This window comes from Sphingomonas sp. AAP5 (assembly GCF_004354345.1).
GTDB lineage: Bacteria > Pseudomonadota > Alphaproteobacteria > Sphingomonadales > Sphingomonadaceae > Sphingomonas > Sphingomonas glacialis.
In genome coordinates, this window is sequence record NZ_CP037913.1 from 1,474,348 (window position 1) to 1,495,973 (window position 21,626).

Genomic DNA, 21,626 nt, shown 5'->3' on the forward strand with positions numbered 1-21,626 from the left:
TCGAAGATCGAAGTAGAATGTCGCGACGTGCCGATCAGGTGCGGCTCGCCAGCTCCTTGTTGAGCCACAGCGCGAGCAAGGTCGCCAGCGACCCCGACAACAGATACGCGCCGCCTGCGACCAGGCCAAAGTGCGACGACAGGAACAGCGCGACCAGCGGCGCGAAGCCGGCACCGACCAGCCATGCGATGTCCGACGTCAGCGCAGCGCCGGTATAGCGCGATTCGCCCGTGAATTCCGAAGCGACGACGCCCGACGACTGGCCGAACGAAATGCCGAGCAAGGCAAAGCCGAGCACCATGAAGATCACTTCGCCAAGCTCGCCTGCGGCCAGCAACTGCGGCGCGAAGCCCGAGAATACGGCGATCGCCGCCGCCGACGCCCCCAGCAAGGTGCGGCGCCCGATACGATCCGCGAGATACCCCGACGCCACGATCGCGACGACGCCGATCGCTGCGCCGACCACTTCGATCGCCAGGAAGCGCTCGGGATTGCTCTTGGTATAGAGGAAGACCCACGACAGCGGAAACACGGTGACCATGTGGAACAAGGCAAAGCTCGCGAGCGGTGCGAACGCGCCGAGTGCGATCGTCCGCCCCTGCTTGCGGACCGTCTCGAGCACCGGCGCCGGGATCAGATCGCGGCTGGTGAACATGTCCTGATAATCCGACGTGCTGACGATGCGCAGCCGGGCGAAGAGCGCGACGACGTTGATCGCGAAGGCGACGAAGAACGGATAGCGCCAGCCCCAGTCGAGGAAATCGACCGACGACAGCGTCGCGGTGAAATATGCGAACAGCCCCGCCGCGACCATCAGGCCGAGCGGCGCGCCGAGCTGCGGAATCATCGCATACCAGCCGCGTTTGTCTTGCGGTGCATTGAGCGCCAGCAGCGACGACAGGCCATCCCAGCTCCCGCCGAGCGCCAGCCCCTGACAGATCCGCAGGAAACCGAGGACGAACGCGGCATAGACGCCGATCTCGGCATGGCCTGGCAGGAAGCCGACCGCGACGGTCGATCCGCCGAGCAGGAACAGCGCAATCGTCAGCTTGGTGCCGCGACCATATAGATGGTCGATCGCGAGGAAGATCATCGATCCGATCGGCCGGGCGACGAAGGCGAGTGCGAACAGGCCGAACGAATACAGCGTGCCGGTAAGACGGTCGACATAGGGGAAGATCATCGTCGGGAAGACGAGCACCGAGGCGATCGCATAGACGAAGAAATCGAAGAACTCGGACGTGCGCCCGATCACCACGCCGATCGCGATCTCGCCCGAGGAGACATGCTCCTGGTTGATCCGGCTGGCATCGGCCTCGATCGCGCGCGACGTCGGGGTGTGGGTGGCTTGCATCGGTGTTCGAACTCCCGGCCATGATCGCCGTTTATGGCGTTCTTCTACGCGTGCTGCAGCGCAGCGAGGATTGGACAAAATGTCCAATGGGAGCCGCCGCCATTGAGGCTTAGCTCCGCGACATGATCCGATCTCCCTCGCCCCTTCGCCCCGCAATCGCGGGCCTCGCGCTGCTAGCGCCCGCCTTGCTCGGAGGGTGCAGCACCGTCGTGCTGTCGCCCGCGGGAGATGTTGCACAGCAGCAGGGTGACCTGGTGGTCATCGCTACATTGTTGATGTTGATCATTATCGTGCCCGTTATGGCGCTGATCGCCTTCTTTGCGTGGCGGTATCGCCAGGCCAATACCGATGCACCGTACAGCCCCGAGTGGCATCATTCGACTGCGCTCGAACTGGTCATCTGGGCGGTGCCGCTGTTGATCATCATCTGCCTTGGCGCAGTAACCTGGACCAGCACGCATCTGCTCGATCCATATCGTCCGATCGGCCGGATCGACGCGACACGCCAGGTGGCGCTCAACGCCAAGCCGATCCGCGTGCAAGTCATCGCACTCGATTGGAAATGGCTGTTCATCTATCCCGATTACGGGATCGCCACGGTCAACCAGCTGGCCGCGCCGATCGATCAGCCGATCGAGTTCGACCTGACCTCGGCCGACGTGATGAACGCGTTCTACATTCCCGACCTTGCCGGCATGATCTACGCGATGCCGAGCATGACGACGAAGCTCCATGCAGTTGCCAACAAGCCCGGCAACTATGCGGGTTTCTCGTCCAACTTCAGCGGCGACGGCTTCTCGTATATGAAGTTCCGCTTCCTTGCAGGATCGCAGAGCGATTTCGACGCCTGGGTCGCCCGAGTCCGTGCGAGCGGCGCCATGCTCGACCGCGCGACCTATCTCAAGGTCGCCAAACCGAGCATGAACCATGCGCCGACCTTCTATTCGGGCGTCGCGCCCGGCCTGTTCAACGCTGCCGCCAACAATTGCACCAAGCCTGGGCAAGTCTGCATGGACGCGATGATGCGCGCCGATGCGGGACCGCACAGTGGCGCGCATGCCGAAGGCCACGCCAAGAACGACGACGCGATGAAGATGTCGGCGATGCCGATGCCCGGTTCGGGGAAACCCGAAGTGGTAGAAGCAACCAAGATCACCGCCAAGAATTCCGCCCAAAGCACAGCGCGCCTTGCCGGCGCAGGTCTGCCGATGCCCGGCGACCGGAGGACCTTCTGACATGATGCCCCCCATGAGAGATGTACACCCAGTGGTCAGCCCGCTTCTCGGGCGTCTGACGCTCGATGCGTTGCCCCTTCACGAATTGCCCGTGCTGCTCGCCTTTGGCGGCGTCACGGTCGGCGGCCTCGCGCTGCTCGCGATCATCACCTACTTCAAGGCGTGGGGCTGGCTGTGGCGCGACTGGTTCACCTCGGTGGACCACAAGAAGATCGGCATCATGTATGTCATCCTCGCGCTGGTCATGTTCCTGCGCGGCTTCTCCGACGCCCTCATGATGCGCGCGCAGCAGGCGATGGCGTTCGGCGACAACGCCGGGTACCTTCCGCCCGACCACTATAACCAGATCTTCACCGCGCACGGTGTGATCATGATCTTCTTCGTGGCGATGCCGCTGGTCGTCGGGCTGATGAACTTCGTCGTCCCGCTGCAGATCGGCGCGCGCGACGTGTCGTTCCCGTATCTCAACAATTTCAGCTTCTGGCTGACCGCGTCGGGCGCGATCATCACGATGATCTCGCTGTTCGTCGGCAACTACGCGCGCACCGGCTGGCTCGCGATGCCGCCGCTCTCGGGGATGGAGGCGAGCCCGGACGTCGGGGTCGACTACTACATCTGGGGGCTGCAGATCGCCGGTCTCGGCACGTTGCTCTCGGGCGTCAATCTGCTCGCGACCATCGTCAAGATGCGCGCGCCCGGCATGACGCTATTCAAGATGCCGATCTTCGTGTGGACTGCGCTTTGCACCAACACGCTGATCGTCGCCGCCTTCCCGGTGCTGACTGCAGTGCTCGCGATCCTGTCGCTCGACCGTCTGCTCGGGATGCAGTTCTTCACCAACGGCCTCGGCGGCAACCCGATGATGTACGTCAACCTCATCTGGATCTGGGGCCACCCGGAGGTCTACATCCTCATTCTGCCGGCGTTCGGCATCTATTCCGAGGTCGTCGCGACCTTCTCGCAGAAGCGCCTCTTCGGCTACACGTCGATGGTCTATGCGACGATCGTCATCACGATCCTCGCCTACCTCGTCTGGCTCCACCACTTCTTCACGATGGGTTCGGGCGCGAGCGTCAACTCGTTCTTCGCGATCACCACGATGATCATCTCGATCCCGACGGGCGCGAAGATCTTCAACTGGCTGTTCACGATGTACCACGGCCGCATCCGCTATGAGCTGCCGATGATGTGGACGGTCGCCTTCATGCTGACCTTCACGATCGGCGGGATGACCGGCGTCCTGCTCGCCGTGCCGCCAGCCGACTTCGTGTTGCACAACTCGCTGTTCCTGGTGGCGCATTTCCACAACGTCATCATCGGCGGTACGCTGTTCGGCATGTTCGCGGGCATCAACTTCTGGTGGCCCAAGGCATTCGGCTTCAAGCTCGACCGGGTATGGGGCAAGCGCTCGTTCTGGTTGTGGGTCGTCGGTTTCTGGACCGCCTTCGCACCGCTCTACGTGCTCGGCCTGATGGGCGTGACGCGTCGCTTGAGCCACTTCGACGATGCCTCGTACCAGCCCTACTTCATCGTCGCGGCGATCGGCGCGGCAATGATTGCGGGTGGCATCGGCTGCATGGCGATCCAGTTCTTCGTCAGCATCCGCGATCGCAACACCGAGCGGCTGCGCGACCTGACCGGCGATCCGTGGGATGGCCGTACGCTCGAATGGTCGACCTCGTCGCCGCCGCCAGACTACAACTTCGCGTTCACCCCGATCGTCTATGACAATGATGCGTTCTGGGACATGAAGACGCGCGGCTTCGAGCGTCCGACGGCAGGCTTCAAGGCGATCCACATGCCCAAGAACGCCGCCGCCGGCGTCATCATCGGCCTGATCAGCGTTGGCTTCGGCTTTGCGATGATCTGGTACATCTGGTGGCTGGCGATTGCTTCGCTGGTAGCGATGCTCGGCGTCTCGATCTGGCATTCGTTCAACTACAAGCGCGATTTCCACATCCCCGTGGAGGACGTGATCCGCACCGAAGACGAGCGCACGCGCCTCCTCGCAGCGCAGAAGGTTGTGGCATGAGCACCGAACTGACCCACGAACAGATCACCGGCGGCGGGAAGCCGGTGTTCTTCGACTTCGACGAGCACGATCATCCCGAGGGCGGCAGCACGATGCTGGGCTTCTGGATGTACCTGATGAGCGATTGCCTCATCTTTGCGGTGCTGTTCGCTTGCTACGGGGTGCTTGGGCACGGCTATGGCGGCGGCAAGGGCCCGAAGGAGCTGTTCGAACTCCCGCTGGTCGCGTTCAACACCGCGATGCTGCTGTTCTCGTCGCTGACGTACGGCATCGCCATGTTGACGATGGAGAAGGGCAGCGTTCGCCAGGTGCAGTTCTGGCTGGTCGTCACCGGCCTGTTCGGCCTGACCTTCCTCGGCGTCGAGATGTACGAGTTCAGCAACTTGATCGCGGAGGGCAATGGCCCGTCGCGCAGCGCGTTCCTCTCGGCCTTCTTCACGCTGGTCGGCACGCACGGCTTTCACGTCACCTGCGGCTTGATCTGGCTGACCACGCTCGTCATCCAGATCGGGACGCACGGCCTTGGCCAGGCCAATCGCCGGCGCCTGCAATGCCTCAGCATGTTCTGGCACTTCCTCGACGTCATCTGGATCGGCGTCTTCACCATCGTCTATCTCATGGGAGTGCTCGGATGAGCGCCGATACGCACAGCGCTCACGCGCCCGAATACGACGCCGGCGCCGGCGGCTACCATGACGCGCATGGCGACGACATGCCGCACGGCTCGATGCGCGATTACGTCATCGGCTTCATACTCTCGGTCATCCTGACGGCGATCCCGTTCGCGCTGGTCATGACCGGGGCACTCGATCACACGTGGACCGCGATCCTGGTGCTCGGCTCCGCGCTGATCCAGGTGTTCGTCCACATGATCTACTTCCTGCACATGAAGACGAGCAACGAGGGTGGCTGGTCGTTCATCGCGCTCCTGTTCACGCTGATCGTCATCGTCATAACGCTGTCGGGATCGATCTGGGTGATGTATCACATGAACGCCAACATGATGCCGATGAGCCCCGCCATGTCGTCCGAGACGATGAGCCAGCAATGAGACGGTCCCCCGCGACGATGGCTGCGCTGCTGGTCGTCGCGGGGGTTTTGTGTGCCGGGCTGATCGGGCTCGGTATCTGGCAGATCCAGCGGCTCAGTTGGAAACTCGCGCTGATCGCATCGGTCGAACAGCGCGTCCACGCCGCCCCAATCCCCGCACCCGGCCCCGAACGTTGGGCCACGATCAGCGCGACGCAGGACGGCTATCGTCATGTCCGCGTCGCCGGTCGCTACCGCGATGACGCGACGGTGTTCGTTCAGGCGGTGACCGAACGCGGTCCCGGTTTCTGGGCGATGACCCCGCTCGTCTCCGATCGCGGCTTCACCATTCTCATCAACCGCGGCTTCGTCGCGGATCGCCGGACGCCGCCGGGCGGCGCTGCGAGCGTTGGCGGGCTGCTGCGCCCGAGCGAGCCCGGCGGCGGCTTCTTGCGCAGCAACGACCCAGCGGCAAACCGCTGGTATTCGCGCGACGTGGCAGCGATTGCGGCTGCGCGGCGACTTGGTCCGGTTGCGCCCTATTTCATCGATGCCGAAGCAGGACCGCCGGGACGCGTGCCGGTCGGCGGGCTGACCGTCATCCGCTTTTCGAACAACCATCTCGTCTACGCGCTCACCTGGTTCGCGCTCGCGGTGATGGTTGCCGGTGCCGCAGCGATGCTCGTGCGCAGCCAGCGGCGCGACGCTGCATGAGCGCCCCGCTCCCGCCGCTCGATACGACCGGGCGCGACAATCTGCGGCAATTGATCAATTTGCGCTGGCTCGCGGTCGGTGGCCAGTTCGCGACGATCCTGGTTGCGCAATTCCTCATGGGTCTGACGCTGCCGCTGGCGCCGATGCTACTGGTCGTCGGCGGGCTGGTCCTGCTCAACGTCGTCAGCATCACGCAACTGCCGCGCCGCGTCGCGATCTCGAATGGCGAACTCTTCGCCAGCCTGTTGCTCGACGTCGGCGCGCTCACCGCCCTGCTCTATCAAAGCGGCGGCGCAACCAACCCGTTCATCGCGCTGTATCTCGTCCAAATCGTGCTCGGCGCGATCCTGCTCGAGGCGTGGTCGAGTTGGGCGCTGGTCGCGGTGACGATCGCCGCCTTCGCCTTGCTCGCCGAGGTGCATATGCCGCTGCTCTTGCCGCAGCGCTTCTCCTACGACTGGAGCGATCTGTATGTGCTCGGTTCGCTGATCTGCTTCGTGCTGATCGCGGTGCTGATCGTCGGCTTCGTCACGCGGATCAACCGAAACCTGCGGATGCGCGACGCGCGGCTCGCGACGATGCGCCAGCAGGCTGCCGAGGAGGATCATATCGTCCGGATGGGCCTGCTCGCGACCGGCGCGGCGCATGAACTCGGGACGCCGCTCGCCTCGCTCTCGGTGATCGTCAACGATTGGGGGCATTCCCCCGCGTTGCGTGCACAGCCGGGGCTCGCCGAGGAAATCGAGGACATGCGGGTCGCGCTGACCCGCTGCAAGACGATCGTCACCGGCATCCTGATGGCGGCGGGGGAAGCGCGCGGCGAGCATCCGACGATCACCAGCGTCCATCGCTTCTGCGACGAAGTGGTCGCCGAATGGCGCGTGCAGAATTCGGACGACGCGATCGTCTTCCGCAACCGCTTCGGCAACGATCGTGCGATCGTCGCCGATACCGCGGTCAAGCAGATGATCTGGAATTTGCTCGACAATGCCAAGGAAGCGTCGGGCCAGCCGATCACGCTCGAGGTCGCCCGCGACGGGCCGTCGCTGCTGTTCGCGGTGAGCGATACCGGCCCGGGCTTCGCGCCCGAGATGCTCGCCAATATCGGCAAGCCGTATCACTCGACGCGCGACCGGCTCGGCAGCGGGCTGGGCCTGTTCCTCGTCGTCAACGCAATGCGCAAGCTCGGCGGGTCGGTCGAAGCGCGCAATCGCCCGAGTGGCGGCGCGGTCGTCACGTTGACCTTGCCGCTCTCGGCACTGGAGTGGGATGGCGTATGAGCGAGAAGCATCTGTTGATCGTCGAGGACGATGGCGCGTTCGCCCGCACGCTGCGCCGCTCGTTCGAGCGCCGCGGGTATGAGGTCGAGGTCGCTGCCGACCAGGGAGCCGTGACGACCGCGCTTGCCGAGCGCACCCCCGATTTCGCGGTGGTCGATCTCAAGCTCGGCGCGACCTCTGGGCTGGCGTGCGTCCAGGCGATCCACGCGCATGATGCGACGACGCGGATCGTCGTGCTGACGGGCTATGCGAGCATCGCGACCGCGGTCGAGGCGATCAAGCTCGGCGCGACCAACTATCTCGCCAAGCCGTCGAACACCGACGATATCGAGGCGGCGTTCGGCCAGACCGACGGCGCGGCGGCGGGCAATGTCGACACGCCGCTGACCAACCGCCCGACCTCGATCAAGACGCTCGAGTGGGAACATATCCACCAGACGCTCGCGGCGAACGATTTCAACATCTCCGAGACGGCGCGCCAGCTCGGAATGCACCGCCGCACCCTCGCGCGGAAGCTCGAGAAGCAGACCGTCAAATAACCTTGCCCGTTGTGGGCGGCGTGCGGCCAAACGCGCATCCGTGCGTTGCAGCGATCGTCTTACCCGGAGTGTTTCATGCCAGGCCCAAAACTGTTCGAGCCGATCGCCATCGGCGGTCTCGCGCTGCGCAATCGCATCGTGATCGCCCCGATGTGCCAATATTCCGCGGTCGATGGTGCGATGACCGATTGGCACCTGATCCATCTCGGCCAGCTGGCGCTCTCGGGCGCTGGCCTGCTGACGATCGAGGCCAGCGCGGTGCTGCCCGAGGGGCGGATCAGCTATGGCGATGTCGGGCTGTGGAACGACGCGACCGAGGCCGCGCTTGCGGGCGTCATCGCCAGCATCCGGCGGCATTCCGACATGCCGATCGCGATTCAGCTGTCGCATGCCGGCCGCAAGGCATCGACCGACCTGCCGTGGCACGGCGGCAAGCAGATCGCGCCATCGGCGCCGAATGGCTGGCAGACCGAAGCGCCGTCGGCCGCCGCCTTCGCGGAGGGCGAGAACCCCCCGCTCGCACTCGATCGTGACGGCCTTGCCCGGATTCGCGATGCCTTTGCCGCATCCGCCACGCGCGCGGCGCGGCTCGGGATCGATTTGGTCCAGCTCCACGCCGCGCACGGCTATCTGCTCCACCAATTCCTCTCGCCGCTGTCGAACCACCGCGATGACGACTATGGTGGCAGCCTCGAGAACCGGCTGCGCTTTCCGCTCGAAGTGTTCGATGCGGTGCGGGCGGCCTTCCCCGCCGACAAGCCCGTCACGATGCGCGTCTCTGGTACCGATTGGGTCGAGGGCGGTTGGGACGTGGATGGCACGATCGCCTTCGCGCAGGCGCTCGAGGCGCGCGGGTGCGCGGCGATCCACGTCTCGAGCGGTGGGCTCGATCCGCGCCAGGCGATCCCGGTCGGCCCCAACTATCAGGTCCCGCTCGCGCGTGCGGTCAAGCAGGCGGTGACGATCCCCGTCGTCGCGGTCGGTCTCATCACCGAGTTCGAACAGGCCGAGGCGATCATCGGAACCGGCGATGCCGACATGATCGCGCTGGCGCGGACGATCCTCTACGATCCGCGCTGGCCGTGGCATGCCGCGGCGCATCTCGGCGCGCGTGTCGCTGCGCCAAACCAATATCTGCGCTCGCAGCCGCGCCAGCACAGCCGCTTGTTCGACCTGCCGCAGTGATCGGGCGCAGGCGTCGCCGGCCTGCCCCCGACCTTTAATCGAACGTGGCGGCTGGCCCTTACGCCGCCGCGCTCATCGCGCTGCCAATCATCGCCGCGACCATATTGCCTTCGATCGGGCGGCTGAACAGATACCCCTGAATGCTGCTGCACCCCTGCCCGCGCAGCTCGCTCAACTGGTCGCGGTCCTCGACACCCTCGGCGGTCGTCTCCATGTGGAGCGCGGTCGCCAGGTCGACGATCGCGCGGACGATCGCCGCCGCGCTGCGGTCCTCGGCGACCGCGTCGACGAAACTCTTGTCGATCTTGATCTTGTCGAACGGGAAGCTGCGCAGATAGCTGAGCGACGAATAGCCGGTCCCGAAATCGTCGAGCGCGATCCGCACACCCATCGCGCGCAATTTGTGGAGCAGCGTGACGACGGTCGTCTCGCCATCGAGAAACACCGACTCGGTGATCTCGATCTCGAGCCGGTCGGGGGAGAGCCCGCTATGGCTCAACGCCTGGAAGATGACGTTCGGGAAGCCCGAATTGCGAAATTGCAGCGGCGAGACATTGACCGCGACGCGGACATGCGCCGGCCAGGCGGTCGCTTGACGACACGCCTCCTGCATCACCCAATCGCCGATCGCGATGATCAGGCCGGTCTCCTCGGCAACCGAAATGAACTCGATCGGCGGGACGTTGCCGCGCGTCGGATGCTCCCAGCGCAACAACGCCTCGAAACCGCCGATCCGATCGCGCTTGAGATCGAAGATCGGCTGGAAGTTGAGCCGGAACTGGCCACTCTGGATCGCTTCGCGCAAGTCGAGCTCGAGCGCACGCCGCTTGCGCGCTGCGGCATCGAGCGCGGGCTCGAAGAAGCGAAAGACCCCGCGCCCGTCCTGCTTGGCACGATACAGTGCGAGGTCGGCATTCTTGAGCAACGCGTCGCTGTCGGCGCCGTCGTTCGGGCTGATCGCGATGCCGATGCTGGCCCCGGTAGCGATTTGATGCCCATCGACGAGCAACGGGCTGCGCATCTCATCGAGGATCGCCTGCGCCAAAGCGCGCGGGCGATCGACATCGTCATGATCGGCGAGGATGATCGCGAACTCGTCGCCGCCAAGCCGCGCGACGACTGCATCGCTGGCGATACGCGAGAGGATGTCGCCCATCTGGCGGAGCAAAGCGTCGCCGATCGGATGGCCGAGCGAATCGTTGATCCCCTTGAACCCGTCGAGATCGAGGCACAGCAAGGTCGTGCGCTGTCCGCGTTTGAGCGAACGCTGCAATTCGGACTCGAGCTGCTGGCAGAAATAGGTGCGGTTTGGCAGGCTGGTCAGCGTGTCGTGGAACGCGAGATGCGTGATGCGATGCTCCCGCTCGACGATACCCGCCGACATCCGGTTGAAGCTCTGCGCGAGCCGCCCGACCTCGTCGTCGCTCTCGACCAGCAGTTCGGTGCGCGTGCCTTCCTCGAGCGCGCGCGCGGCCGCATCGAGCGCTGCGATCGGACGGGCGATTCCGTTCGCCAAGCGGCGGCTGCCGAGCAGGACGAGCAGCAGCCCCATCACGCCGGCGAGCGCGATACCGACCTCCATCGTGCGATACGCCGCCATCGCCGCTGCCCAGGGATAGCTCAGCAACAGGACCGCGCTCGGCTTGCCCGCCGGCCCGAGCAACGGCTTGGCGAGCGCCAGCGCATCGCCATCGCGCAGGGCCAGAAACGCCGGCTCGCTGCGTCCGCCGATTGCGGTCGCGACGAATGCGTCGAGCGCCCGCGACCCGGCAACGTCGCTCGATACGCCGTGCCACGATCCCTTCGCATCGCGTGTCAGGATCGTCGCGGCGAGCGGGATAGCGGACAGATGCTGCAACGCCGCCATCTCGGCGCGATCGAGCGGAAGCGCGAACGTGACCCAACCGATTTCATTCGGGGCGAGGACCGGTGCGACGATGAGCCGGAATGCGCCGGTTCGCGTGGCGATGACCGCCTCGGTCCGGCCGCGCGCGAGGGTGGTCGGCACGCTCGCGATCGCACGCCGAACGTCACCCGAGCCAGTACCGAAAACTTGCCCCTGAAGATCTACGAAGAATGCCTGCGGCACGTCGGCGCGCGTGCGCAACGACGCGAGAGCAGACTCGATCGTCGGCCGATCGCCGCTCGCGACCGCCGAGCGGAAGCCGAAATCGCGCGTCAACACCGACGCGCTGTCCATAAGCGCGTGCGCGCGCATCGCCCAAATACGATCGTAGACGCTGCCGCTCGTCCGCAACTCGGCGCGGACCGCGTCGCGGGCCTGGCCCCAGATCACGAGCTGCCCGACGATTGCGACAACGAGCAGGCTGGCTGCGAACAGCACGCCATATTGCACCGCGAGCCGCGTGCGCAGATGCCGGAAGCGCCACCGTGGCAGGGCCCGTACGGTCATCTCAGCGCCCGCGAATGGTGTAGGTGGTGGTGTACCCGGTCGCAGTCACCGTGGCCGATTGAGACAGCATATTGTCGGGCGCGCGGATTGATGGATGCCATACGCGGATCGTCGCGCCCCCAACCGGGACGTCCGCGATCGTCGCGTGCCCCTTCGCGTCCGATTGCACCGCATAAGGCGTTTCGACGACGATGATCGACCCGTTCATCGCATCGTGGATGTTACAGCCGAGGGCGACGACTCCGGGCTTGTCGAAGACGACAGAGCGAGTCTCATCCTTGCCGTACAGCTTCAAGTCGAACTTGCGCGCTTTCGAGAAGGAATAGACGTGGTGGCGCACCTTGTCGCGATTGGGAAAGCTGACCGTCGCCCCGACCGGCACGATCAGCACGTGCGGGACGAACGCGATATTCTGCTGCGCCATCTCGTACGGACCGCCCGGCTTCATCGCGCCAGCCGATTTGCGGGGCGTATCGACGATCACCACCGCGCCAGCGAGCGGTTTGCCATCGGCGCCGATCACGTCGACCGAAACGGTCGCGGCGAAGGCCGGAAACGCACAGGCGAGCGCCGCGGCCGCTCCGGTGAATCGCATAACATGGATTAACATCACACCCGGCTAAGCCGGAAAGGTGGCGAAAACGTAAAATACGTATTTACGGAACCCTAAGGGTCTTTCCCTAGGCAACAGTCCGCGCCTGCACTTCAGTCGGCGCGGGTGGGCGTTTCATGTTTCGACACTTTCAGGCTCTGGTCGTTTGCGTGCTCGCCTTGCTGTGCGCGCCTCCCGCCTTCGCCGGCGAATTGCGCCAGGGCGGCAAATTGCTGCTGACGAGCGGTGTCTCGACCGTCGAGGGCTCGGCCGGCGGCGGACTGGCGACCTGGGCGCTGATCGCCGGCAATGAGACCGACGCCGGCATCGGCGGTAGCGCGCATGCGACCATCGTCGCGCTGCCCGATTTCGACCTCAAGAGCGTCGGCGGCGCGATCGGCCTGCACAATCGCGTTGAATTTTCCTACGCGCACCAGAGCTTCGACACGCGCCAAGCGGGCGCGACGCTCGGGCTCGGGCGCAACTTCACGTTTGGCCAGGACGTGTTCGGTGCAAAACTGCGCGTGATCGGCGATGCGGTTTATGACCAAGACCGCGTGCTGCCGCAAATCTCGATCGGCGTGCAGTATCACCGCACCGCCAAGAGCGCGATCGTCGCGGCGGTCGGCGGCAAGCACGCGCAGGGCACCGATTTCCTGTTGTCGGCGAGCAAGGTCGTGCTCGCGCGCAGTCTCGTTCTCGGCGCGACGGTTCGCTTCACCAAGGCCAATCAGTTCGGGCTGCTCGGTTTTGGCGGCGATAGGAGCGATGCCTATCACGCCGAATTCGAAGGGTCTGCTGGTCTGCTCGTCTCGCGCCGCCTGCTGCTTGGCGCCGAGATTCGCACCAAGCCCGACAATCTCGGTTTCGCGCGCGAGCGCAAAGCGGTGGATGCGTTTGCGGCGTGGCAATTCGAGCGCCATCTGACGGTGACTGCCGCCTATGCCGATCTCGGCAGTATCGCGACCTTCAAGCGCCAGCGCGGCGCATTCCTTTCGCTCCAGGCGAGCTTTTGAGATAGGCGCGTTCCCATGGTACTTCTTGCTCTCGCGCTCGCGCTTCAGACCACGCCGTTTGGCGAGGATCCCGTCGATCCCTATCCGCACAGCAACGCCAATGCCGGAGCGACGCCGTTCAAGGGCAGCGCGATGCTCGTCGCGTTCCACGGGCGCGCAGGCGTGGACCGGATCGCCGACGATCTCGTCACCCGCATCAAGATCGACCCGCGGATCGCCGATATCCTCAAAGGCCAGGACGAGGTGCGGTTGCGGCGGCTGCTCAAGGAGCAATTCTGTTACATCCTCAACGGCGGCTGCGGTTATAGTGGACGCACGATGCGCGAAGGCCACAAGAATCTCGGACTGCAGACCGCCGACGTCGGTGCCCTCGTCGAGGATCTCCAGGCGGCGATGCGCAAGGAAGGCGTGCCCTTCGCCGCGCAGAATCGCTTTCTCGCCAAGCTCGCGCCGATCAAGCGCGATGCGGTTGAACGCTAGGTTCGCTGACGCGTCCGCACGTGTGACAGGTCTGGACGTCGCGGGCAGAATGCCTATATACCGACCGGTATGAATAGCGTTTGCTCCCCCTCGGCGCCGAAAGGCAGGCCGCGTGAGTTCGACATTGACGAGGCACTGGGCCAGGCTTTGCTGGTGTTCTGGCGCAACGGCTATGAGGCCGCGTCGATGACCGAGCTGACCAGTGCGATGGGCATCACCAAGCCAAGCCTGTACGCTGCGTTCGGCAATAAGGAGCAGCTGTTCCACAAGGCGCTCGACCTCTACGAGCGCGAAAAACTGGCCTATATGACGTCGGCGCTCGAAGCACCGACGGCGCGGGGTGTCGCCGAACGCTTGCTGCGCGGATCGCTCGAAATGCAGATGAGCACGTGCGATCCCAAGGGTTGCCTCGGGGTGATCAGCGCCGCGACCTGCGGCGCCGAGGCCGAACCGATCAAGGCCGAGGTCGTCAAGCGGCGCGCCTCTTCCGAGGCAGCGCTGGTCAAGCGCTTCGCCGAGGCACAGGCCGCGGGCGAATTCCCCGAAGGTATGACGCCCGAGGCGCTGACCCGCTTCCTTTTCGCGATCCTGCAAGGCCTCGCGCTGCAAGGCGGATCGGGCGCGACCTGCGCTGAGCTTTCGCAACTCGTCGAGACCAGCATGGCGGTTTGGCCGACCCAATAAAAACTTGTCGATAAATATTCGGACCGGTACAGAATGCCGTTGACGCACTCCTTTGGCGCTTTATATACCGAACGGTATTGAAGCTGGATCCTAACGCGGAACCGGTAGCGGCAAAAGGGTCTGTGCCCATGACCAACACGATCACCTGACTGAAGGGTCCGTCGGTAATGCCGCGGGCCTTTTCTACACTTTCCAAAGCTTGATCAGCAGGAAGCATGTGCTTCCTGGCATGATTTCTCACGCCCATCGCGCGGCTACCGCAGACGAAGCCTCGTCTGCGTAGGGTGCTGCTCGTCTGTCCGCCAAAGACCCAAGAGGGGGATTTTCCATGGCCTATCTCGACCTCGACAATATGTTCGCAGCGCCCGTCACCAGCCGCAGCCAGACGCCTGCCACCGCTGGGCTTGCCGGGTTCTCGGCGCTCGAATGGAACGTCATTGCGCTGGCGCAACGCGATACGCTCGGCAGCCTTACCACCCCTGGCCGCCTGGCGCGCGCGCTTGGCGGCGTATTCGGGCGCGGTACCGCATCGCGGCTCGCCGATCCGAAGCTGGAAGCGCTCCGCCGCGCGGCGGTGCACGCCCGGCATCGCGGTTTCGCCCTGCCAACGGCTGAAATCGCGCATTTCCATTCGGTTGGCTTCAGCGAGGCGCAACTCGAGACGCTCATCACCAGCGTGACCGGAATGCGCGTCGGCCGTACCGACCGGAGGATCTTCGCATGAACATGATTGCACCGATCGATACGACGCAGGAGCTTCGGACTGAATCCGACATATCCAAACCAAAGCGGTGGACGCGCTGGCAAAAGCGCGCGGCTGTCCTGCTGCCGATCGCGGTCGCCGGGGTCGTCGGCGTCAAGCTGTTCGATCATTCCGACGCGGTCGCAGCGCTTCCGCCGCCCGCCGCCGTGACCATCGCCACGCCGTTGGTACGCCAGGTCAGCGAGTGGGACGATTATGTCGGCCGCTTCGCGCCCAGCCGCAGCGTCGAGGTCCGGCCGCGCGTTGCGGGTGAAGTGACCGGGGTGCATTTCCACGACGGCGATGTCGTCCGCCAGGGCCAATTGCTCTTCACGATCGACTCGCGCCCCTTCGCCGCCGCGCTCGCCGAAGCACGCGCCAACGAGGCGAGTGCGCAAAGCGCGCTGGTGCTGGCGCGCACCGATCTCGGCCGCGCGACGCGGCTGATCGCCGACGATGCGGTTTCGGCCGGCGAAGTCGATGCACTGCGCGGGAAGCTGCAGGCGGCGCAAGCCGGCCTCGCGGCGGCGCAAGCCCGCGTCCGGGCGCGCGCGCTCGATGTGTCCTTCACGCAGATCCGGGCACCGATCAGCGGACGCATCTCGGATCGCCGCGTCGATGCGGGCAATCAGGTCGCCGGCGGCGAAGGCACCGGCGGCACGGTGCTGACGACGATCAACGCGCTCGACCCGATCTACTTCACCTTCGACGGTTCGGAGGCGTTGTTCCTCAAGACGCAACGCAACCGCCAGCCGGGTGCCGCTGCGCCTGCGGTCGAGATCCAGTTGCAGGACGAGACGAGCCATCGCTGGAAGGGCAAGCTCGACTTCACCGACAACGGGCTCGACACGCATTCGGGCACGATCCGCGGGCGTGCGGTGCTCGCCAATCCGGGGCTGTTCCTGACGCCGGGGATGTTCGGCAACATGCGGCTCGCCAGCGCCGGGACCAGGCCCGCTTTGCTCGTCCCCGACGATGCGGTGCAGACCGACCAGGCGCGCAAGGTCCTGCTCACGGTCGATGGCAACAATGTCGTCACCGCCAAGCCGGTCGTGCTCGGCGCGGTGGTCGACGGGATGCGCGTGATCCGATCGGGCGTGGGCCCGCAGGATCGCATCATCATCAAGGGCACGCAGATGGCGATGCCGGGTGCCAAGGTTGCGCCCACGGTCGGCAAGATCGCGGTTTCGGCGGATGCATCTGCGCCGACCGCGCAGCCAATCGCGGGCGAAGCGACGCTCAGCCGGTGACGCCCCTACTCGTCACCCTCGCGAAGGCGAGGGTCCCGCTTCTTCTCCCACGACGGGGCGAGACAGCGGGATCCCCGCCTTCACGCGGATGACGGGAGTGGCGTCTGTCCGGACCCAATAGCCGATCGATTCATCACTGCCGTTCGTCGCTTCGGCGCCCGCTCGTGGACGCTGTCCGGTGACGTGCGCGCTTCTTCTAGGGACACTGTCCATGCGCTTCTCGCGCTTCTTCATCACCCGGCCGATCTTCGCCGGGGTCATCGCGGTGGTCATCACCATCGTGGGTCTGATCGCCTATTTCAGCCTGCCGGTGTCGCAATATCCCGATATCGTGCCCCCCACGGTGACGGTCAGCGCGGTGTATCCCGGCGCTTCGGCCGAGACGGTCGCGGAAACCGTCGCCGCGCCGATCGAGCAGGAAATCAACGGCGTCGACAACATGCTGTACCAGTCGTCGCAATCGACCGGCGACGGCAAGGTGACGATCACCGTCACCTTCAAGATCGGCACCAACCTGGATGCCGCGCAGGTGCTCGTGCAGAACCGCGTCGCGGTCGCGGTCCCGCGGCTACCCGAGGACGTGCAGCGCCTTGGCGTCGTCACGCGGAAAACCAGCCCCGACTTCCTGATGGTCGTCAATCTGGTCTCGCCCGACAATTCGCTCGATCGCGGCTACATCTCCAATTACGCGCTGACGCAGGTCCGCGATCGCCTCAGCCGGATCGATGGCGTCGGTGACGTGCAACTGTTCGGCGCGCGCGACTATTCGATGCGCGTGTGGATCGACCCTGGCCGCGCCGCCGCGCTCGACCTGACCGCAGGCGAAATCGTCGCCGCGCTGCGTGCACAGAACGTCCAGGTCGCCGCCGGCACGCTCGGCCAGCCGCCTTATGGGACCCGCAGCGCGTTCCAGCTCAACGTCGAGACGCAGGGCCGCCTGACCGACCCCAAGCAGTTCGCCGACGTGGTGATCCGCACCGACAAGGATGGCCGCCAGGTCAAGGTCTCGGACGTCGCGCGGGTCGAGCTCGGTGCCCAGGACTACGGCGCCAACACCTATCTCAGCGGCAAGCCGACGGTCATCGCGGCGGTCTTCCAGCGCCCCGGCTCGAACGCGCTCGCCGCCGCGCAAGCGGTGTCGGCCGAGATGGAGACGATGTCGAAGAAGTTCCCCAAGGGGCTCGCGTACAAGGTCATCTACAACCCCACCGAATTCATCGCCCAGTCGATCGACGCGGTGAAGCACACGCTGATCGAGGCGATGATCCTCGTCGTGCTCGTCATCCTCGTCTTCCTGCAGAAATGGCGCGCGGCGGTCATCCCGATCGTTGCGATCCCGGTCTCGCTGATCGGTACCTTCGCGGTGCTCGCGGCGGTCGGTTACTCGCTCAACAACCTCTCGCTGTTCGGCCTCGTGCTCGCGATCGGCATCGTCGTCGACGACGCGATCGTCGTGGTCGAGAATGTCGAGCGCAACCTCGAACACGGGCTCTCCCCGCTCGAGGCGGCGCGCAAGTCGATGGACGAGGTGTCGGGTGCGCTCGTCGCGATCGTGCTCGTGCTCTGCGCGGTGTTCATCCCGACCGTGTTCCTCACCGGCCTGTCGGGCGCGTTCTACCGCCAGTTCGCGGTGACGATCTCGACCGCGACGATCATCTCGCTGCTGCTCTCGCTGACACTGTCGCCCGCGCTCGCGGCGATGCTGCTCAAGCCGCATGGACCGGCGGATTCGGGCAACCGCGCCGCGCGGCTGGTGCGCCGCGCAGGCGACGCCTTCAACCGCGGCTTCGAGCGGATGAGCGAGGCCTATGGCCGCATGACGCTGCGCCTCGTCAGTGCACCGCGCAAAATGATGCTGGCGTATGGCGCGCTGATCGCGCTGACCGCCGTCGTCTTCACCGTCACGCCGTCGGGCTTCGTGCCAGCGCAGGATCAGGGCTACTTCCTGACGATCATCCAGCTGCCGCCGGGCTCGGCGGTCGATCGCACCGATGCCGTGATGCAGAAGGTCGCCAAGCGCATCCTGCCGCTCGCCGGGGTCAAGGGCGCGGTCATGCTTGCCGGCTTCGACGGCCCGACGCAGACGCTCGCGCCCAACAGCGCGGCCGCCTACATCCCGCTCAAGAGCTTCGAAGAACGTCGCAAGCTCGGCGTCACGCTCGCCTCGATCATGGGCGAGGCGCAGAAGGCGACTGCCGACATCAACGAGGCACGCCTGCTGATCGTCCCGCCGCCGCTGATCCAAGGCATCGGCTCGGCCGGCGGCTACCGCCTGATGGTGCAGGACCTGCAGGGGCATGGCTATCAGGAGATGGGCAAGACCGCCTATGGCCTGATCGGCCAGGCGAACCAGACCAAGGGGCTGGCGCAGGTCTATACCTTCTTCGACACCGCCACGCCGCGCATCTTCGCCGATGTCGATCGCACCAAGGCGAACATGCTGGGTGTGCCACCCGAGCGCGTGTTCGAGGCGCTGCAGGTCTATCTCGGGTCGGCGTTCGTCAACGACTTCAACCTGCTCGGCCGCACCTACCGCGTCACCGCCCAGGCCGATGCGCCGTTCCGCAACACCACCGCCGATATCGCCAACCTCAAGACGCGGTCGAACACCGGGCAGATGGTGCCGATCGGATCGGTCTCGACCTTCCGCGACAAGACCGGGCCGTATCGCGTCGTGCGCTACAATCTGTTCCCGGCGGTCGAGGTCGATGGCGACACCGCCAAGGGGTCGTCGTCGGGCCAGTCGCTCGTCGCGATGGAGAAGCTCGCCGATACCGCATTGCCGACGGGGTACGCGCATGAATGGACCGGCATCGCCTTCCAGCAGAAATCGGCGGGCAGCACGGCGGGGCTCGTCTTCGGGATGGCGGTGCTGTTCGTCTTCCTCGTGCTCGCCGCACAATATGAGAGCCTGACGCTGCCGCTCGCGATCATCCTGATCGTGCCGATGTGCCTGCTCGCGGCGATGACCGGGGTGAATCTGCGCGGGATGGACAATAATGTCCTGACGCAGATCGGCCTCGTCGTGCTGATCGCGCTGGCCGCCAAGAACGCGATCCTCGTGGTCGAGTTCGCCAAGCAGGCCGAGGAGGAAGACGGCCTGTCGCCGGTCGAGGCAGCGGTCCGCGCCGCCAAGGACCGGTTGCGTCCGATCCTGATGACGAGCTTCGCCTTCATCCTCGGCGCGGTGCCGCTGGTGATCGCCGAGGGGGCTGGCGCTGAACTCCGCCAGGCGCTCGGCACGGCGGTGTTCTTCGGGATGATCGGTGTGACCGGCTTCGGCCTGCTCTTCACCCCCACCTTCTACGTCGTCGCGCGCGCGCTGGCGAAGCGGCTCGAACGCCGCCGCCCCGCCCCGCACGCGACCCATGGCCCCGCCGCAGCGCCCACGCTGCAGCCAGCCGAATAGGAACGATGATGAAAGCCATCCTGCTCACCAGCCTCTCCGCGCTCGCGCTCTCCGCCTGCGCCGCCGGGCCCACCTACGTCGCCCCCCTGCCCCCACCGACCGCCGCGGCGCCGTTCGTCACGACCACTGCCGCGACGGTCACCACCGATGCCGAGCTGAACTGGTGGCGGATGTACCGCGATCCGGTGCTCGACGGGCTCGTCGCCGATGCGTTAGCGGCAAACACCGATCTGCGCGTCGCGGTCGCGCGGCTCGACACCGCCCGCGCCTCGCTGCGCGGCGCCAAGACCGACCGCGAGCCGCAGGTGAATGCCGGCGCGAGCGGCAATTACGCACGGTCGTCGCAACTCCAGAGCCTGCCCGGCTTGGCACGCGAGCGCGCCACCTACGACGTCGGCCTCGACGTCAGCTACGAGCTCGACCTCTCGGGCCGAGTCCGACGCAACGTCGAGGCGGCACGCGGGGATGTCGGCGCGGCGCAGGCCGATGCCGATGCGGTGCGCGTCTCGATCGTCGCCGCGACGACGCGCGCCTATGTCGATGCCGCCTCCTCGGCCGAGCGGCTCGCGGTGGCGCGGCGGATCGTCGACCTCCTCGAAAAGTCGACGACGCTGACCGGCAAGCGCGTCGATGCCGGGCGCGCGACCAAGCTCGACCAGGTCCGCATCGCCGCGCTGCGCGACCAGCGCGCCGCGCTCGTCCCGCAGATCGAGAGCGAGCGGCAAGCCGCGCTGTTCCGCCTGGCGACGCTCACCGGCCGAACGCCGCGCGACCTCCCCGCCAGCGCCAGCGCGCGCAGCACGACGCCGCGGCTCGACCAGCCGATCCCGATCGGCGACGGGGCGGCTTTGCTCGCCCGACGCCCGGACGTTCGCGCCGCCGAGCGCCGCCTTGCCGCTTCGACCGCGCGGATCGGGGTGCAGACCTCGCAGCTCTATCCGCAGATCTCGCTCGGCGCCTCGATCGGCTCGACCGCGACGACGGTCGGCGATATCTTTACCGGTGGTCCGGTGCGCTGGCTGCTCGGGCCATTGCTCAACTGGTCGCTCAACCAGTCGGCGGCGCGCGCCCGGATCGCCGGGGCGAAGGCGGAGACGCGCGGCGCGCTCGCGACCTTCGACGGCAGCGTGCTGACCGCGCTCGAGGAGACCGAGACCGCGCTGTCGACCTATGCGCGCGAGCTAGACCGCCGCACGCAGTTGCATTCGGCGCGCGACAATGCCGCGACCGCCGCGCGGATCACCCGCGCGCGCCAGCGCGAGGGGACGATCGACTTTCTCGAAGTGCTCGATGCCGAACGCACCTTCGCCGACAGCGACGCCGAACTGGCCGCCGCCGACGCGCGGATCGCCGATGCGCAGATCGATCTGTTCCGCGCGCTGGGAGGTGGATGGCAGTCCCGACAAAGCTGATCGTGCAGGGCGCGGTGGCGGCCGATCGAAGGGCCATCGGCGGCGCGTCGACCCACACGGACGCGCTCCTAACGCCTAAGCCACGGCCGCGCCGCACAACCGACGAACCGCTGGCGTGGTGGACCAACGCCCCGCCGGCCGGTCCGCACCAAAATTCGTCCCGGCTTGGACCCAAAGCGGTTTCGTTTCGTTGCCGTCGCATTCCGTCCTCAAGGGTTGCGATTGCGCCATGCGTCATTACTTAGCACGCTAATGATGTC

18 protein-coding genes are annotated in these 21,626 nt (G+C 65.8%); 15 read left to right on the plus strand and 3 right to left on the minus strand.

Features of this window, described 5'->3' with window-relative positions:
• Window positions 1-34 precede the first annotated feature (34 nt).
• Window positions 35-1,354, minus strand: coding sequence for an MFS transporter (locus E2E30_RS06675; protein ID WP_133188395.1), 1,320 nt, complete (start codon window positions 1,352-1,354; stop codon window positions 35-37).
• A 122-nt stretch (window positions 1,355-1,476) separates the two neighbouring features.
• Between E2E30_RS06675 and cyoA the strand changes: the two genes are divergently transcribed.
• The 8 genes from cyoA (at window position 1,477) to E2E30_RS06715 (ending at window position 9,368) form a co-directional block, all read left to right on the plus strand.
• Window positions 1,477-2,589, plus strand: coding sequence for a ubiquinol oxidase subunit II (gene cyoA, locus E2E30_RS06680; RefSeq protein WP_133188397.1), 1,113 nt, complete (start codon window positions 1,477-1,479; stop codon window positions 2,587-2,589).
• Between the two features lie 13 nt (window positions 2,590-2,602).
• A complete protein-coding gene (cyoB, locus tag E2E30_RS06685; protein ID WP_133188399.1) occupies window positions 2,603-4,621 on the plus strand; it encodes a cytochrome o ubiquinol oxidase subunit I in 2,019 nt (672 codons plus the stop codon).
• Entirely contained in the window at window positions 4,618-5,256 is a 639-nt protein-coding gene (cyoC, locus tag E2E30_RS06690; protein WP_133188401.1) for a cytochrome o ubiquinol oxidase subunit III, read from the plus strand. The genes cyoB and cyoC overlap by 4 nt, the downstream gene beginning before the upstream one ends.
• Window positions 5,253-5,672 carry a cytochrome o ubiquinol oxidase subunit IV gene (cyoD, locus tag E2E30_RS06695; protein WP_133188403.1) on the plus strand — a complete coding sequence of 140 codons (420 nt, stop codon included), beginning with the start codon at window positions 5,253-5,255 and terminating at the stop codon, window positions 5,670-5,672. Before cyoC ends, cyoD begins: the two co-directional genes overlap by 4 nt.
• Window positions 5,669-6,364 carry an SURF1 family protein gene (locus tag E2E30_RS06700; RefSeq protein WP_133188405.1) on the plus strand — a complete coding sequence of 232 codons (696 nt, stop codon included), beginning with the start codon at window positions 5,669-5,671 and terminating at the stop codon, window positions 6,362-6,364. The genes cyoD and E2E30_RS06700 overlap by 4 nt, the downstream gene beginning before the upstream one ends.
• Entirely contained in the window at window positions 6,361-7,644 is a 1,284-nt protein-coding gene (locus E2E30_RS06705; protein ID WP_133188407.1) for an ATP-binding protein, read from the plus strand. Before E2E30_RS06700 ends, E2E30_RS06705 begins: the two co-directional genes overlap by 4 nt.
• The gene (locus tag E2E30_RS06710; protein ID WP_133188409.1) at window positions 7,641-8,183 is read left to right on the plus strand and encodes a response regulator transcription factor; all 543 of its coding nucleotides are present in this window, start codon (window positions 7,641-7,643) and stop codon (window positions 8,181-8,183) included. The genes E2E30_RS06705 and E2E30_RS06710 overlap by 4 nt, the downstream gene beginning before the upstream one ends.
• Before the next feature lie 75 nt (window positions 8,184-8,258).
• The gene (locus E2E30_RS06715; RefSeq protein WP_133188411.1) at window positions 8,259-9,368 is read left to right on the plus strand and encodes an NADH:flavin oxidoreductase/NADH oxidase; all 1,110 of its coding nucleotides are present in this window, start codon (window positions 8,259-8,261) and stop codon (window positions 9,366-9,368) included.
• Window positions 9,369-9,426: 58 nt separating this feature from the next.
• On the opposite strand, the gene E2E30_RS06720 is transcribed toward E2E30_RS06715, so the two are convergent.
• Together E2E30_RS06720 and E2E30_RS06725 are read right to left on the minus strand one after the other, a co-directional pair.
• A complete protein-coding gene (locus E2E30_RS06720; protein WP_240699059.1) occupies window positions 9,427-11,781 on the minus strand; it encodes a putative bifunctional diguanylate cyclase/phosphodiesterase in 2,355 nt (784 codons plus the stop codon).
• Between the two features lies 1 nt (window position 11,782).
• Window positions 11,783-12,391: a methylamine utilization protein gene (locus E2E30_RS06725; protein WP_206365652.1), complete on the minus strand. Its 609-nt coding sequence runs from the start codon at window positions 12,389-12,391 to the stop codon at window positions 11,783-11,785.
• 119 nt (window positions 12,392-12,510) lie between these two features.
• Here E2E30_RS06725 and E2E30_RS06730 point away from each other — a divergent pair, with 119 nt between their 5' ends.
• From E2E30_RS06730 to E2E30_RS06760, 7 genes are all read left to right on the plus strand, one after another.
• Complete coding sequence (locus E2E30_RS06730; RefSeq protein WP_165954471.1) at window positions 12,511-13,389, plus strand: DUF3034 family protein; 879 nt, start codon at window positions 12,511-12,513, stop codon at window positions 13,387-13,389.
• A gap of 15 nt (window positions 13,390-13,404) precedes the next feature.
• Window positions 13,405-13,869, plus strand: coding sequence for a group I truncated hemoglobin (locus E2E30_RS06735; protein WP_133188413.1), 465 nt, complete (start codon window positions 13,405-13,407; stop codon window positions 13,867-13,869).
• A 69-nt stretch (window positions 13,870-13,938) separates the two neighbouring features.
• On the plus strand, window positions 13,939-14,553 hold the full coding sequence (locus tag E2E30_RS06740) for a TetR/AcrR family transcriptional regulator (protein WP_133188415.1): 615 nt from the start codon (window positions 13,939-13,941) through the stop codon (window positions 14,551-14,553).
• 328 nt (window positions 14,554-14,881) lie between these two features.
• Complete coding sequence (locus tag E2E30_RS06745) at window positions 14,882-15,277, plus strand: hypothetical protein (protein ID WP_133188417.1); 396 nt, start codon at window positions 14,882-14,884, stop codon at window positions 15,275-15,277.
• Entirely contained in the window at window positions 15,274-16,545 is a 1,272-nt protein-coding gene (locus E2E30_RS06750; RefSeq protein ID WP_133188419.1) for an efflux RND transporter periplasmic adaptor subunit, read from the plus strand. The genes E2E30_RS06745 and E2E30_RS06750 overlap by 4 nt, the downstream gene beginning before the upstream one ends.
• A gap of 211 nt (window positions 16,546-16,756) precedes the next feature.
• Window positions 16,757-19,954, plus strand: coding sequence for an efflux RND transporter permease subunit (locus tag E2E30_RS06755; protein WP_133188421.1), 3,198 nt, complete (start codon window positions 16,757-16,759; stop codon window positions 19,952-19,954).
• 8 nt (window positions 19,955-19,962) lie between these two features.
• A complete protein-coding gene (locus E2E30_RS06760; RefSeq protein ID WP_206365653.1) occupies window positions 19,963-21,366 on the plus strand; it encodes an efflux transporter outer membrane subunit in 1,404 nt (467 codons plus the stop codon).
• The last annotated feature ends 260 nt before the right edge of the window (window positions 21,367-21,626 follow it).